At 62.1% G+C, this 13,213-nt stretch carries 16 protein-coding genes; 7 read left to right on the top strand and 9 right to left on the bottom strand.

Annotation, left to right across the window (positions count from 1 at the left end):
• The 4 genes from rimM to ffh all read right to left on the bottom strand — a co-directional run bounded on the left by rimM (nucleotide 1) and on the right by ffh (nucleotide 3,027).
• A complete protein-coding gene (rimM, locus tag AC0JZ8_RS07135; protein WP_325265485.1) occupies nucleotides 1–567 on the bottom strand; it encodes a ribosome maturation factor RimM in 567 nt (188 codons plus the stop codon).
• Nucleotides 568–698: 131 nt separating this feature from the next.
• Nucleotides 699–1,064, bottom strand: coding sequence for a 30S ribosomal protein S16 (rpsP, locus tag AC0JZ8_RS07140; RefSeq protein ID WP_062462306.1), 366 nt, complete (start codon nucleotides 1,062–1,064; stop codon nucleotides 699–701).
• 58 nt (nucleotides 1,065–1,122) lie between these two features.
• Nucleotides 1,123–1,437, bottom strand: a complete 315-nt coding sequence (locus tag AC0JZ8_RS07145) for a chorismate mutase (protein ID WP_062462309.1) — start codon at nucleotides 1,435–1,437, stop codon at nucleotides 1,123–1,125.
• Nucleotides 1,438–1,449: 12 nt separating this feature from the next.
• Entirely contained in the window at nucleotides 1,450–3,027 is a 1,578-nt protein-coding gene (gene ffh, locus AC0JZ8_RS07150) for a signal recognition particle protein (protein WP_471892153.1), read from the bottom strand.
• Nucleotides 3,028–3,433: 406 nt separating this feature from the next.
• On the opposite strand from ffh, the gene AC0JZ8_RS07155 reads away from it, so the two are divergent.
• The 7 genes from AC0JZ8_RS07155 to AC0JZ8_RS07185 all read left to right on the top strand — a co-directional run bounded on the left by AC0JZ8_RS07155 (nucleotide 3,434) and on the right by AC0JZ8_RS07185 (nucleotide 10,157).
• The gene (locus AC0JZ8_RS07155; RefSeq protein WP_430255322.1) at nucleotides 3,434–4,507 is read left to right on the top strand and encodes an MBL fold metallo-hydrolase; all 1,074 of its coding nucleotides are present in this window, start codon (nucleotides 3,434–3,436) and stop codon (nucleotides 4,505–4,507) included.
• A 63-nt stretch (nucleotides 4,508–4,570) separates the two neighbouring features.
• Entirely contained in the window at nucleotides 4,571–5,158 is a 588-nt protein-coding gene (locus AC0JZ8_RS07160) for a biliverdin-producing heme oxygenase (protein ID WP_471892154.1), read from the top strand.
• Nucleotides 5,159–5,270: 112 nt separating this feature from the next.
• Nucleotides 5,271–6,191, top strand: coding sequence for a diaminopimelate epimerase (gene dapF / locus AC0JZ8_RS07165; RefSeq protein ID WP_471892155.1), 921 nt, complete (start codon nucleotides 5,271–5,273; stop codon nucleotides 6,189–6,191).
• Nucleotides 6,188–7,474: a tRNA (N(6)-L-threonylcarbamoyladenosine(37)-C(2))-methylthiotransferase MtaB gene (mtaB, locus tag AC0JZ8_RS07170; RefSeq protein ID WP_471892156.1), complete on the top strand. Its 1,287-nt coding sequence runs from the start codon at nucleotides 6,188–6,190 to the stop codon at nucleotides 7,472–7,474. Before dapF ends, mtaB begins: the two co-directional genes overlap by 4 nt.
• 16 nt (nucleotides 7,475–7,490) lie before the next feature.
• Entirely contained in the window at nucleotides 7,491–8,867 is a 1,377-nt protein-coding gene (ftsY, locus tag AC0JZ8_RS07175) for a signal recognition particle-docking protein FtsY (RefSeq protein WP_471892157.1), read from the top strand.
• A 55-nt stretch (nucleotides 8,868–8,922) separates the two neighbouring features.
• A complete protein-coding gene (locus AC0JZ8_RS07180) occupies nucleotides 8,923–9,573 on the top strand; it encodes a septation protein A (protein ID WP_471892158.1) in 651 nt (216 codons plus the stop codon).
• Nucleotides 9,574–9,584: 11 nt separating this feature from the next.
• Nucleotides 9,585–10,157 carry a DUF2585 domain-containing protein gene (locus AC0JZ8_RS07185; protein ID WP_471893336.1) on the top strand — a complete coding sequence of 191 codons (573 nt, stop codon included), beginning with the start codon at nucleotides 9,585–9,587 and terminating at the stop codon, nucleotides 10,155–10,157.
• 36 nt (nucleotides 10,158–10,193) lie between these two features.
• Here the strand turns inward: AC0JZ8_RS07185 and AC0JZ8_RS07190 are convergent, their stop codons facing one another.
• The 5 genes from AC0JZ8_RS07190 to ccmA are packed head-to-tail and all read right to left on the bottom strand — an operon-like array spanning nucleotide 10,194 to nucleotide 13,112.
• Nucleotides 10,194–10,808, bottom strand: a complete 615-nt coding sequence (locus AC0JZ8_RS07190) for a DsbE family thiol:disulfide interchange protein (protein WP_062462340.1) — start codon at nucleotides 10,806–10,808, stop codon at nucleotides 10,194–10,196.
• Complete coding sequence (gene ccmD / locus AC0JZ8_RS07195) at nucleotides 10,805–10,984, bottom strand: heme exporter protein CcmD (RefSeq protein WP_062462343.1); 180 nt, start codon at nucleotides 10,982–10,984, stop codon at nucleotides 10,805–10,807. Before ccmD ends, AC0JZ8_RS07190 begins: the two co-directional genes overlap by 4 nt.
• A 1-nt stretch (nucleotide 10,985) precedes the next feature.
• Nucleotides 10,986–11,768 carry a heme ABC transporter permease gene (locus tag AC0JZ8_RS07200; protein WP_471892159.1) on the bottom strand — a complete coding sequence of 261 codons (783 nt, stop codon included), beginning with the start codon at nucleotides 11,766–11,768 and terminating at the stop codon, nucleotides 10,986–10,988.
• 40 nt (nucleotides 11,769–11,808) lie between these two features.
• Nucleotides 11,809–12,468, bottom strand: coding sequence for a heme exporter protein CcmB (ccmB, locus tag AC0JZ8_RS07205; protein ID WP_192085686.1), 660 nt, complete (start codon nucleotides 12,466–12,468; stop codon nucleotides 11,809–11,811).
• Nucleotides 12,468–13,112, bottom strand: a complete 645-nt coding sequence (gene ccmA, locus AC0JZ8_RS07210) for a heme ABC exporter ATP-binding protein CcmA (RefSeq protein ID WP_192085688.1) — start codon at nucleotides 13,110–13,112, stop codon at nucleotides 12,468–12,470. Before ccmA ends, ccmB begins: the two co-directional genes overlap by 1 nt.
• Nucleotides 13,113–13,213: the final 101 nt, after the last annotated feature.

Here is a 13,213-nt window from a genome sequence, read left to right on the forward strand (position 1 = left end):
TCACTTGTCCTTGCGCGGAAAATTCGAGTTCGCGCCGTCTTCGTCGGGGTTTTCGATCAGGCCTGCTGCTTCCGGGTCGATCAGGATCTTGCCGCCTTCGAGATCGATCTCCAGAACGGCTGCCTCGGTAAACGGAATGAGCGACGGACGGCGGCCGGGGCCTTTCAGCTCCAGAAGGTCGCCGGCGCCGAAATCGAACACGGCGCTGACAGTGCCAAAGCTCTTGCCGTCCTTGTCGACGGCTTCGAGGCCCTCGAGGTCGGCGTAATAGAATTCGTCGTCGTCCAGTTCCTCGTCCGGCAGGTTGTCACGGTCGACGAACAGCTCGATGCCGTTCAGCGCTTCTGCATCCTCGCGGCTGTTGATGCCGCGGAAGCGGACGATGACGACGGTTTTCGCCTCGCGGATATCGAGGATCTCGAAGACCCGGCCGTCCGCGGTGTAAAGATTGCCGTAGTCGCCGAGCGCCATCGGATCCTCGGTAAAGGATTTCACCCGCACCTCGCCCCGCAGGCCCTGGGCAGCGCCGATCGTTGCCATCAGAACTGGGTTTTCGAGCTTGGTCATGCGGGAAGGCTCCGGTTTCTTCGCGCCCATTTAAGCGCAACACAGTGAAATGAAAACAGTCTCGGCTGAATGAAAACAGCAAAACGGGCGGTGCGTTGCCGCACCACCCGTTGATTGAGAAGAGGCAGATCTTATTCCGCGGCAGCAGCTGCCTTGGCGTCTTCGATCTTCTTTGCGCGCTCGGCAGTGCGTTCCTGAGCCTTCTTGCCCGGCTTTGCCTTTTCCGGGTTGCTCTTGGCATCGCGCTGGCCAACGCCGGCTTCTGCCAGGAAGCGCAGAACGCGGTCGGTCGGCTGTGCGCCGTTGTCGAGCCAATGCTGAACGCGCTCTACGTTGACTTCAACGCGCTTTGCGTCGTCCTTGGCAAGCATCGGGTTCCACGAACCGACCTTTTCCAGGAAGCGGCCGTCACGCGGCGAACGGGCGTCAGCGACGACGATCGTGTAGTAAGGACGCTTCTTCGAGCCACCACGGGCAAGACGGATCTTCAAGGGCATTGTATTCACTCCTAGGTTTGTCTGGGCCGCCGTCCCGGCGGGCCGTGTCGTTATTGGTTTAAGCTGTTTCCTTACCGCCGTGTTCGGCGGCGATGGCTTCATGATGCCGGATGACTTCCTTGATGACGAAGTTCAGGAACTTCTCGGCGAAATCCGGGTCCAGATGAGCGTCGTCCGCCAGGCGGCGAAGGCGTTCGATCTGGTATTCCTCGCGCGCCGGGTCTGCCGGCGGCAAATCGTATTGGGCTTTGAGGACGCCCACTTCCTTGGTGCAGCGAAAGCGTTCCGCCAGCATATGCACCAGTGCCGCATCGATATTGTCGATCGACTGGCGGTAGCTTGAAAGCTTTGCCTTGATCTCAGGGTCAACCATCGCGTCCTCCCCTCACTTCTTCTTGCCAGGCAGGCCGGGAAGACCCGGGAAGCCGCCGAGGCCGGGGAACTTTCCGCCGCCAAGACCCGGCATTCCACCGCCGAGACCCGGCATGGAGCCAGGCTTCATGCCGGCAGCTTCAGCCTGCTTCTGCAGGGCTTCCAGCTGCTTGGGATCGAGCTTGGAAAGATCGGGCATGCCGCCCATTCCACCCATTCCGCCACCCATGCCACCAAGACCCATCTTGCCGGCAAGGCCGCCCATCATCTGCTTCATCATGCCGCCCTTGCCCTTGCCGCCCATCATTTTCATCATGTCGGCCATCTGGCGGTGCATTTTCAGCAGTTTGTTGATTTCGGATGCGTCCGTGCCGGAGCCGGCTGCGATGCGCTTCTTGCGGGAGTGCTTCAGCATATCCGGGTTGGCGCGTTCGGCCTTCGTCATCGAGCCGATGATGGCGATCTGGCGGTCGAACATCTTGTCGCTCATGCCAGATGCGGCAAGCTTGTCCTTCATCCCGGCCATGCCGGGCATCATTCCCATGATGCCGCCCATGCCGCCGAGCGATTTCATCTGGCGCAGCTGGTCGGCGAGATCGTTCAAGTCGAACTTGCCCGACTGCATCTTCTTGGCCATCGCCGCGGCTTTTTCCGCATCGATGTTTTCGGCTGCCTTTTCGACCAGCGAAACGATGTCGCCCATGCCGAGAATACGGTCGGCGATACGGCGGGGATGGAACTCCTCGAGTTCGTTCATCCGTTCGCCGACACCGATCAGCTTGATCGGCTTGCCGGTGACGGCACGCATCGAAAGGGCTGCACCGCCGCGGCCATCGCCATCCATGCGGGTCAGAACAAGGCCGGTAATGCCGACGCGTTCGTCGAAATTGCGCGCCAGGTTGACGGCGTCCTGGCCGGTCAGGCTATCGGCCACCAGCAGGATTTCATGCGGATTGGACTTCCGCTTGATTTCCGCCATTTCGGCCATCAGCGGTTCGTCGATATGCGTGCGGCCGGCGGTGTCGAGAATGACGACGTCATGGCCGCCGAGCTTGGCCGCCTGGACGGCGCGCGCGGCGATATCGGTCGGCGACTGGCCGGCAATGACCGGCAGCGTATCGACGCCGGTCTGGGCGCCAAGCTGGCGCAACTGTTCCTGAGCTGCCGGACGTCGCGTATCGAGCGACGCCATCAGCACCTTTTTCTTTTCGCGGTCGGTCAACCGCTTGGCGATCTTGCCTGTGGTCGTGGTTTTACCCGAACCTTGCAGACCGACCATCATGATGACAACAGGGGCCGCGGCATGCAGGCTGATGCCGACGCCTTCGGACCCGAGCATTTTGACCAGTTCGTCATGGACGATCTTGACGACCATCTGGCCGGGCTTGATCGACTTCAGAACCTCGGCGCCGACGGCCTTTTCACGAACCTTGTCGGTAAAGGCGCGCACCACTTCCAGCGCCACGTCGGCTTCCAGAAGCGCACGGCGAACCTCGCGCAGGGCGGCGGACACATCCGCTTCGCTCAATGCGCCACGGCCGGTCAGTCCATTCAGAATGGAGCCAAGACGGTCCTGGAGGTTTTCGAACATCGTGTATTCCTTCTTCGTTTCCGGGTGCCCAAAAACGTCGGTTCTTTCGCCGGCAAATACAAGGCACCAAGGAGTACGCAAAGCCAAATAGCACCCGAGGGCGCCACGCGCTGTCGGGTGTTGACCTCCGGGTTTCCGAATAGTTCGGCTCCCGGTCGGCGGCTCCAAGTTCTCGGACTTGTCAGCAGATTGCCGGGCTTAAACAGGAAATGGGGGTGGAAGTCAAGGCGCGCCGGGGTTTTGCCGCGGGCGAGGGCGTCCGCTGACGAGATGCCGGAGATCTGATGTTGCCGCAAGCTTCCGCCCGTGCGCGAATTGCCGTATTCTATAGGGGATATATGCGAACCTAGATAGAGGTGGCCTTGATGGCGCAGCTCTTGCAAACCCTGGTGATCGAACAGACCTCATGAAACGTCGCAATTTTCTCAAATGGTCCGGGATCGGCGCAGTGGTGGCCCTTGCCGGCGGGTTGACCGCACGAGGTGCCATGGCAGCCAACAGCTATTATTCCGGGCCGGTGTCCGATCACTTCGACGGAACGCATTTCTTCAATCCCGGCGGAGAGGAGCCGCGTGGAACGTTCGACCTCCTGCGCTGGAAGTTCGGCAACGGCAATATTCCCTGGCCGGACACGTTTGCCAGCCCGTTTCCGCAGGCCGTGCCGGAGACGCGCGTGACCGGCAATCGTCTTGTCGTCACCATGGTCGGCCATGCGTCGCTGCTGATCCAGGTTGCCGGCGTCAATATTCTGACCGATCCGGTCTGGTCGGAGCGTGCCAGTCCGGTCTCCTTCGCCGGGCCCAAGCGGGTCAATCCGCCGGGTATCCGCATCGGTGATCTGCCGCCGATTGATATCGTGCTCGTCACCCACAATCACTACGACCACTTGGATCTCGAGACGCTGTGGGTGCTTGAGGGCCGCGACAAGCCGCATTTCATCACGCCGCTCGGCAATGATGCGATCATCCGCTCGAAGGTTCCGGATGCGAAGATCACGGTCATGGACTGGGGCGGCAGCGAGACTGTCGCGCCCGGCGTCGTGTTTCACTGCGAGCCCTGCCATCACTGGTCGGCGCGGGGTCTCGGCGACCGGCGCAAGGCATTGTGGGCGGCCTTCGTGTTTGAAACGCCGGCCGGCAAGGTCTATCATGTGGGCGATACCGGATTTCACGAGGGCGTCAACTATCGCGCCGCGGGCAGTAAGCATGGTCCTTTCCGCCTCGCGAACCTGCCGTTCGGCGCCTATGAGCCGCGCTGGTTCATGAAGGCGCAGCATCAGGATCCGCAGGAAGCCGTCGAAGGGATGCAGCTTTGCGGAGCCTCCTTTGTTGCCGGGCATCACTGGGGCACGGTCAAGCTGACGGACGAGGGCATCGACCAGCCGGTCGAGGCGCTGTTTGCGGCGCTCGACAGTCGTGGTATTGCGCGTGAACGATTCCGGCCGATGCGGGCAGGTGAGGTTTTCGACGTTCCGGCGTGACGGAGCTTGACGAGCCACTCCACAGTTTGCTTGATGCGGAAACATGAGTGAATGGGGCAAGATATGCAGATCGAACTGGACCGCCTGACGGACGCTACTCGCATCCAGCGCCTCAAGGCGCAGACAGCGGGCACGCATGATACGCTCGACAAGCGGATCATGCAGGCGGAGCCATTCGCCAATCGCGAGCGCTATGCCTTGTTTCTCGACGTGCAGCATCGGTTCCACGCCGATGTCGCGCCGCTCTACGCGGCCGCCGAACTCAACCGGCTGCTGCCCGGCCTTGCCGAGCGTTGCCGGCTGGAAGCGCTTCGCCACGACATCGCGGATCTCGGCGGCGTGCCGGAACAGCTGGGATCAACGACCGGCCCCCTGAACCCTGCGACCGCGCTCGGCTGGCTCTATGTCGCCGAAGGCTCCAATCTCGGCGCAGCCTTCCTGCGCAAGGAAGCGGCCAAGCTCGGGTTGTCGGACGATTTCGGCGCGCGGCATCTGGCCGGCCACACGGACGGCCGCGGCCTGCACTGGCGCAACTTCGTTTCGGCCTATAACGAGCTTCTGCTGACCGAGGCAGAGGAACTCGAGGCAGCAGAAGGCGCCAGGGCGGCGTTCCGCCGGGTGCATGCGCTGGTCGACCAGATCTTCGGATGACAGGATCGGAGAATGGCGCTCGCCGCACAAGTTGCGCGCGCTACTGGCAATTCATGGCGTTTTCCGCCATATACGGCCGATGACCGGTAAATTACCGCACGGGTTGGCAATCATGGCAGAACAGGTCGAATTTGCGCGCATGAACGGGCTTGGCAACAAGATCCTGGTCATCGACATGCGCGGTCGCGCCGACAAGGTCACGCCGGAAGCAGCCGTTGCGCTCAACGCGGATGCTGCGACCCAGTTCGACCAGATCATGGCGATCCACGATCCGAAGATAGCGGGTACCGACGCGTTTATCGACATCCTGAACTGCGACGGCAGCAAGGCCCAGGCCTGCGGCAACGGCACGCGCTGCGTCGTGCAGGCCTTGAGCTCCGAGACCGGCCGCAAGGTTTTCACCTTCCAGACGGTTGCCGGCATTCTCAATGCGCGTGAGCACGAGGATGGCACGATCTCGGTCGATATGGGCAAGCCGGCCTTTGCCTGGGACAAGATCCCGTTGTCGGAAGAATTCTACGACACCAGCCGGATCGAGCTGCAGATCGGCCCGATTGATGCGCCGATCCTGCATTCGCCGTCTGCGATGGCGATCGGCAATCCGCACGCGATCTTCTGGGTCGATCGCGACCCGATGGACTTCGATCTGGAACGGTTCGGACCGCTTCTCGAAAACCATCCGATCTTTCCGGAAAAGGCGAATATCACGCTGGCGCAGGTGACATCGGAAACGTCGCTGCGTACCCGCACATGGGAACGCGGCGCGGGGCTGACGCTTGCCTGCGGTTCCGCCGCCTGTGCCGCCGGCGTGTCCGCTGCGCGCACCGGCCGCACGGGTCGCACCGTGACCATCGATGTTGCCTCAGCGCCCACCCGGCAGCCGCTCGTCATCGAGTGGCGTGAAGACGATCACGTGGTGATGACCGGGCCTGCGGAATGGGAATGGTCCGGCAAGGTCGATCCGGTCACCGGTGAATTTTCGCGTGACGAAGAATTGGGGCAGGGCGCTTACCAAGGGGCGAAGGTCCATTGAGTGGCGTCGAGGTCATCACCTTTGGCTGTCGGCTGAACACCTACGAATCGGAAGTGATGCGGGCGGAGGCCGAAAAGGCAGGGCTCAACAATGCCGTGCTGGTCAATACCTGTGCGGTAACCTCCGAAGCCGTGCGCCAGGCCCGCCAGACGATCCGCCGCGTGCGTCGTGACAATCCTCATGCCCGCATCGTCGTCACGGGTTGCGCCGCCCAGACCGAGAAGCAGACGTTTGCCGACATGCCCGAAGTGGACATGGTGCTCGGCAACGAGGAAAAGCTGAAGAGCCAATCCTATCGCGCGCTGCCGGATTTCGGCGTGTCGTCGGAAGAAAAGCTGCGCGTCAACGACATCATGAGCATCAAGGCGACGGCGCCGCAGATGATCCGTCATATCGACGGTCACGTGAGGGCCTTCATCCAGGTCCAGAACGGCTGCGATCACCGCTGCACCTTCTGCATCATTCCATACGGTCGCGGCAATTCCCGTTCGGTGCCGATGGGCGCGGTCGTCGAACAGGCGCGCAGGCTAACCGAAAGCGGGTATCGCGAGATCGTGCTGACCGGCGTCGATGCCACCAGCTACGGCGGCGACCTTCCCGGCCAGCCGACCCTCGGGCTTCTTGCGAAGACGCTTCTGAGGCAGGTGCCTGATATACTGCGGCTGCGGTTGTCTTCGATCGACAGTATCGAGGCGGACAATCACCTCTGGGATCTGATCGCCGACGAGCCGCGCTTCATGCCGCATCTGCACCTCTCGCTGCAGCATGGCGACGACATGATCCTCAAGCGGATGAAACGCCGCCACAGTCGCCGCGAAGCCTTCGCCTTTATCGAACAGGCCCGCCGGCTGCGGCCCGAGATCGCATTCGGCGCCGACATGATCGCCGGATTTCCGACCGAGACGGAAGAGATGTTTGAAAATTCGGCGACGCTTGCGCGAGACGCCGGCATTTCCTTCCTGCATGTTTTCCCCTATAGCCCGCGTCCCGGAACGCCGGCTGCGCGGATGCCGCAGCTCGACCGGGCTCTGGTCAAGGACCGTGCCGCGCGACTTCGTGCAACGGGTGAAGCGTTGCATAATGCCCACCTCGACCGCATGGTGGGGACCGAACAGATCGTCATCGTTGAAAACAACGGCCTGGCGCATACCGAAAACTTTTCGCTGGTCGCCGTGCCGGGGCTGGTTCCCCGGCACATCCAGCGCATTATGATAACTGGCCATAACGGCAAACATCTCGACATGCGGGTCATGGCCGCTCCCGCCACAGAGCGGGCGGCCTGACCGGAACGGATTTCTTATGGCACTGAGTTTCATCAAACGCGTCTTCACCTTCGGCGACGTCCCCCCCGAACAACAGGTCGAAGATCGCGCTCCGGCGCCGATCACAGAAGCGGATGCCGTTCAGGCGGAGCTTGAACCCAAGACCCGCGCGGAAGACCTGCCCGTCGCCGCTGTCGATCCGGTGGCCGCGATCGAGATGGAGACTGCCGGCGGACCGGCGTCGGATGAGCCTGCCGATATGGCTGACGTCGACGAGCCGGGTTCCGAGGCTGCCGCAGAGGACGAGGGTGCCATTCTCCCGGGTGTCGAGGAAACCTCCGAACTCGGGCTCGTGCCACTGTCGCTGCTGGAAGCGGAAGCGGCCGCAGATGTCGATTCCGCTCCACTGCCGACGCCCGTTCTTCCCAAGGGCTTTTCCACCGCCAGTGCGGCACCGGAGACGGTCACCATCTTGCCGCCGGCCAAACTCACCTGGTTCCAGCGTCTGCGCGAAGGCCTGTCGCGGACTTCGTCGCAGCTCACCGGCCAGATCGCGGCGCTGTTTACCAAGCGCAAGCTGGACGACCAGACGCTCGAGGATCTCGAGGATCTGTTGATCCAGGCCGATCTCGGCGTCGAGACCGCCATGCGGATCACCGGCACGCTGTCTTCCGAACGCTACGGCAAGGACGTGACCGGCGAGGATGTGTCGCGCATCATGTCGGCGGAGATCACCAGGGTGCTGACGCCGGTTGCCAAGCCGTTGCAGCTCGATCTCAGCCACAAGCCGCATGTCATTCTCGTCGTCGGCGTCAACGGCACCGGCAAGACGACGACGATCGGCAAGCTGGCGGCAAAACTTTCGGGCTCGGGGCTGAAGGTGATGCTGGCCGCCGGCGATACGTTCCGTGCCGCTGCCATCGAGCAGCTGAAGATCTGGGCCGACCGGACGGGATCGCAGTTCATCGGCACCAAGCTCGGCGCCGATGCGGCGGGTCTTGCCTATGACGCTTTCGAACAGGCGCGTGCCAACAAGTCGGATGTGCTGATCATCGACACGGCCGGCCGGTTGCAGAACAAGACCGAGCTGATGGCGGAACTCGAAAAGATCGTTCGCGTGCTGAACAAGCTCGATCCGGACGCGCCGCATACGGTGCTGCAGACGCTCGATGCGACGACGGGCCAGAATGCGATGAACCAGGTCGAGATCTTCCGCAATATCGCCGGCGTCAGCGGTCTGATCATGACCAAGCTCGACGGCACCGCGCGCGGCGGTATCCTTGTCGCGATCGCCGCCAAGCACAAGCTGCCGGTCTATTTCGTCGGCGTCGGCGAAGGGGTCGACGATCTCGAGCCTTTCGAGGCCAAGGATTTCGCCGAAGCGATCGCCGGGCTGGCGCCCGCGCCCCATTGATGACACACAGAAACGATTTTGCTCCAGGCAATCACTGGCTTTGAAGTTGGACCCCATGCAGACGATTGAGAGCGACACCAAGCCGACCAAGGAAGAAAAGCAGCATCCGGGCCTGAAAATGGCGCTGGAGCTCGGGCCGCTCCTGGTGTTCTTCTTCGGCAACCTGCGCGGCGAATGGCTGGTGCAGAAATTCCCGGCACTTTCGGCCGTCGGCGGCCCGCTTCTGGTGGCAACCGCGCTGTTCATGGTTGCCACGGTGATCTCGCTGGTGATCTCCAAGATCGTCTTCAAGCACCTGCCGGTCATGCCCTTTGTCTCGGGCGTGGTCGTTATGGTATTCGGGTCGCTGTCGATCTGGCTGCAGGACGAAACCTTCATCAAGATGAAGCCGACCATCGTCAACACGCTGTTCGGCGTGGTGCTGCTCGGCGGGCTTTTCTTCGGCAAGTCGCTGCTCGGCTATGTCTTCAACGCCGCCTTCAGCCTGAATGAAGAGGGCTGGAGAAAGCTCACCCTGCGCTGGGGGATCTTCTTCCTGTTTCTCGCCGTCCTCAACGAGGTGGTCTGGCGCAATTTCTCCGACGAGGCCTGGGTCAACTTCAAGGTCTGGGGCACGATGCCGATCACCATCCTGTTCACCCTTTCGCAGATGCCGCTGATCATGCGCCACTCCGTCGAAGAGCCGAAAACGGGTTCCGAAGTGTGACTGCCGGGGTCCTGCCGCCAAGCGGTTCATCGGGACGACGCTGGCTTGTCGCAGCACTCGTGCTGTTTGTGGCGCAGATCGTCATTCTCTACGCGATGGGCCGCGTTCCGATCTGCGAATGCGGCTACATAAAACTGTTCGAGCCTGAGGTGAACTCGCCGGGCAATTCCCAGCATCTGGGCGACTGGTATGTACCGTCCCACATCATCCATGGCTTCCTGTTCTACGGCCTGGGCTGGCTGATCCTGCGCCGCGCGCCTATTCCGGCCCGGTTCTCGCTTGCTGTCCTCATCGAGGCCGCGTGGGAGATCGCCGAGAATTCGCCTGTTATCATCGACCGCTACCGGACCGCGACGATGGCGCTTGGCTATTCGGGCGACAGCATCATCAACTCGGCGATGGACACGGTGTTCATGGCGCTCGGCTTCCTTTTTGCCGCGCGTGCGCCCGTCTGGCTCACGGTGTGCATCGCCCTGTTCTTCGAACTCTTCACCGGCTGGCTGATCCGCGACAACCTGACACTGAATGTGCTGATGCTGGTCTGGCCGGTGGATGCCATCAAGGTTTGGCAAAACGCGCTGTGAGGCGTTGAGCAAGGTCTGGAATCAGCAAGCGGCGGCTCAGCCTTTTCCCGCTGCCGCTTTCGCGATTGCCGGTAGCAGATCCTGGGTGACGCTGCGGGTGTCGAAGGGGCCGACCTTCTTGTAGAGGATCGTGCCATCGGGGCCGACCAGATAGCTTTCCGGAATGCCGTAGACGCCCCAGTCGATCGCGGACTTGCCGTTCGGATCGATGCCGATCGCCTTGTAGGGGTTGCCGAGTTCGCCGAGGAAGCGCAGCGCGTTGTCGTTGCGGTCCTTGTAGTTGATGCCGACGATGGTGAGCCTGTTGTCTTCTGCCAGTTGCTTCAGGATCGGATGTTCCTGCCGGCAGGGGACACACCAGGACGCGAAAACATTGACCAGCGTCAGCTTGCCTGAAATGGCAGAGGAGGTCAGCGCTTGCGTCCGGGACCCTTCGAGAGGCGGCAGCGCCAGGGACGGCGCTTTTTTGCCGATCAGGGCTGACGGAATGGCGGAAATGTCGCGTCCGTTGACATCCTGGTCGTAGAGCATCTTGCCGGCGATTGCGGCAAAGCCTGCGAAAGCAAGAAGCGGGATCAGCGCGAATGCGTAACGGGCAAGACCGCGACGTTTCGGCTGGATGTCCTGCGAGGACGAGGGTTCGGCGCTCATGCCTTGCCGCCTTCCGGCGCCGGCGACGTTGCCGAGCGGCGGCGGATGCCGGCGGCTTCGAGCTGCGCAAGCTCCCTTCGGCGGGCGCGGCCATCGAGCCAGACCCAGCCGATCAGACAGAGCGAGACGAGGCCGGCAATTCCATAGGACATGGCGATATAGAATGTGTGGCTCATGTCACGTGCTCATCTCAGTCGTCAGGCCGGGTTTGTCGCCGGCCATTCTTGCTGCCATCCGGCGCTGCGCCGACACGCGGCGGCGCCAGATCTCGTTGCGCATGGCGGCGATGTGCAGGGTGAAGAACAACATCGTGAAGGCCAGTGCCATCACAAGCAGCGGCCGCAGGAAAGACCCGTCGATGCTCGATCCGCCCATGCGAATGACGCTTGCCGGCTGATGCAGCGTGTTCCACCAATCCACCGAGAACTTGATGATCGGAATGTTGACGAAGCCGACCAGGATGAGGATGGCGCAAAGGCGTGCGGCCTTGCCCGGATCATCCATGGCGCGGTTGAGCGCGATCAGGCCGAGATACATCAGGAACAGCACGAAGACGGAGGTGAGCCGCGCGTCCCAGACCCACCAGGTTCCCCACATCGGCTTGCCCCAGAGCGAGCCGGTGGCAAGAGCGATCAGCGTAAAAGCGGCGCCGAGCGGGGCGGCGGTCTTGTGGGCAACGTCCGCCAGCGGATGGCGCCAGACGAGCGTGCCGATCGCCGAAAGCGCCATCACCGTGTAGCACATCATCGACAGCCATGCCGCGGGCACGTGCACATACATGATGCGAACCGTCAGCCCCTGCTGATAGTCGCCGTCGCCGGCAAAGCTCAGATAGAGGCCTGCTGCAAATAGAATCGCGGTCACCGCCGACAGCCAGGGCAGGACGCGCGACGCCAGGCCGAGAAATCGGGTCGGGTTGGCGAGATCGCTGAATTTGGTGATGGCAAGGCTTTCGGACATCTGGGTTTTCTACTTCAGGACGAGAAGAGGTTCCATCTAATCAATCGCCGGCGTTTCGCAAAGCGAGCGCTGCGCCAAGGGGCCCAAGCACTGCAAAAAACATCGTGATTGCCACCAGTATCAGAAAAGGCGGCAGGAATGGAGCAGGATCCTCCACCGCCGCATAGGAAGCGCTTACCCCGAAGATCAGCACCGGCACGGCAAGCGGCAGGACGAGGATCGAGACAAGCAGCCCGCCGCGCGGCAGGGTGACCGCCACAGCTGCGCCGACGGCACCGATGAAGGTGAGTGCCGGCGTGCCGACCAGCAGCGTCAGCATGGTAGCGCCGATTGCCACCTCGTTCATGTTCATGAACAGGCCAAGCAGCGGCGAGGCGATGACCAGCGGCAAACCGTTGCCGATCCAGTGCGCCAGGCATTTGATAAGCACGGTCAGGACCAGCGGGTGCTCCTGCATCAACATCACGTCCAGCGATCCATCCTCACGGTCGGTCTGGAACATCCGGTCGAGGCCGAGCAGGGCGGAGAGGAGCGCTCCGATCCAGACGATAGCCGGACCGATTCGCGACAGGAGGTTGAGATCGGGACCGACGCCGAAGGGAATGACGGCGACAACCGTGATGAAGAACAAGACGCCGATCAGCGCGCCACCGCCGGCACGCACGGAGAGCTTCAGATCGCGCAGAAGGAGAGCGGTCATCACCAGACCTCCTCCGCAAAGCTGGCAAAACCCGCCATCTGCAATTCCTGGGCGTTCTCCAGCCCGAGCGGTTGGTGGGTGGCGGCGATCAGGATGCCGCCGTTTCGGAGATGTGATTCGATCAGCCCGGTGAACACGCGTTCCGCACTCACGTCGAGTGCCGCGGTCGGTTCATCGAGGATCCAGACCGGCCGGAAGGAGACGAGAAGCTTGGCAAATGCCATGCGCCGCTGCTGGCCGGCGGAAAGATATCCGAACGGCAGATGGGTGATGTCGGAAAGGCCGACCGCGTCGGCCGCTTCGTCGACCGGAAGAGATTTGCCCTGCGGCGAGGCTCCGAAAAACTTCTGCCAGAATGTCAGGTTCTCATGCACGGAAAGCTCGGCTTTCATGGCGTTGCGGTGGCCGAGGTAATGACAGGCTTCGGCGGCCCGCATGCCCTTGTCAGCCGTGTCCGCCTGCCAGGTGACGGTGCCGCTTTCGGGGCGCAGGAGGCCTGCGACGACGCGCAGCAGCGTGGATTTTCCTGATCCGTTTTTCCCCGTCAGAACAAGGCTTTCGCCGCCAGACAGTGCGAAGGAGACGCCCTGGAAGATCAGATCTTCGCCGCGCCGGGCGCTCAGATTTTCGGCAATCAGCCGCATATGGTCTATGCCTTTTTGGACCCGATTAAGCCTTCGATCACACCGCTACCAAAAAATGTTTGGCGACCTGCGTCAAAGTGTCTGGAACGCTTCTTAGAAAT

The sequence above is a fragment of the Velazquezella soli genome (assembly GCF_977018685.1).

What these genes read in the sequence shown, in the direction of transcription:
- ftsY (WP_471892157.1), top strand. Translation starts at nt 7,491, where the DNA reads ATGGCACTGAGTTTCATCAAACGCGTCTTCACCTTCGGCGACGTCCCC.
- AC0JZ8_RS07145 (WP_062462309.1), bottom strand. Translation starts at nt 1,437, where the DNA reads ATGGTTGACCCTGAGATCAAGGCAAAGCTTTCAAGCTACCGCCAGTCG.
- AC0JZ8_RS07180 (WP_471892158.1), top strand. Translation starts at nt 8,923, where the DNA reads ATGCAGACGATTGAGAGCGACACCAAGCCGACCAAGGAAGAAAAGCAG.
- dapF (WP_471892155.1), top strand. Translation starts at nt 5,271, where the DNA reads ATGGCAGAACAGGTCGAATTTGCGCGCATGAACGGGCTTGGCAACAAG.
- AC0JZ8_RS07160 (WP_471892154.1), top strand. Translation starts at nt 4,571, where the DNA reads ATGCAGATCGAACTGGACCGCCTGACGGACGCTACTCGCATCCAGCGC.
- AC0JZ8_RS07155 (WP_430255322.1), top strand. Translation starts at nt 3,434, where the DNA reads ATGAAACGTCGCAATTTTCTCAAATGGTCCGGGATCGGCGCAGTGGTG.
- ccmA (WP_192085688.1), bottom strand. Translation starts at nt 13,112, where the DNA reads ATGCGGCTGATTGCCGAAAATCTGAGCGCCCGGCGCGGCGAAGATCTG.
- ccmB (WP_192085686.1), bottom strand. Translation starts at nt 12,468, where the DNA reads ATGACCGCTCTCCTTCTGCGCGATCTGAAGCTCTCCGTGCGTGCCGGC.
- rimM (WP_325265485.1), bottom strand. Translation starts at nt 567, where the DNA reads ATGACCAAGCTCGAAAACCCAGTTCTGATGGCAACGATCGGCGCTGCC.
- ccmD (WP_062462343.1), bottom strand. Translation starts at nt 10,984, where the DNA reads ATGAGCCACACATTCTATATCGCCATGTCCTATGGAATTGCCGGCCTC.
- ffh (WP_471892153.1), bottom strand. Translation starts at nt 3,027, where the DNA reads ATGTTCGAAAACCTCCAGGACCGTCTTGGCTCCATTCTGAATGGACTG.
- AC0JZ8_RS07190 (WP_062462340.1), bottom strand. Translation starts at nt 10,808, where the DNA reads ATGAGCGCCGAACCCTCGTCCTCGCAGGACATCCAGCCGAAACGTCGC.
- rpsP (WP_062462306.1), bottom strand. Translation starts at nt 1,064, where the DNA reads ATGCCCTTGAAGATCCGTCTTGCCCGTGGTGGCTCGAAGAAGCGTCCT.
- AC0JZ8_RS07200 (WP_471892159.1), bottom strand. Translation starts at nt 11,768, where the DNA reads ATGTCCGAAAGCCTTGCCATCACCAAATTCAGCGATCTCGCCAACCCG.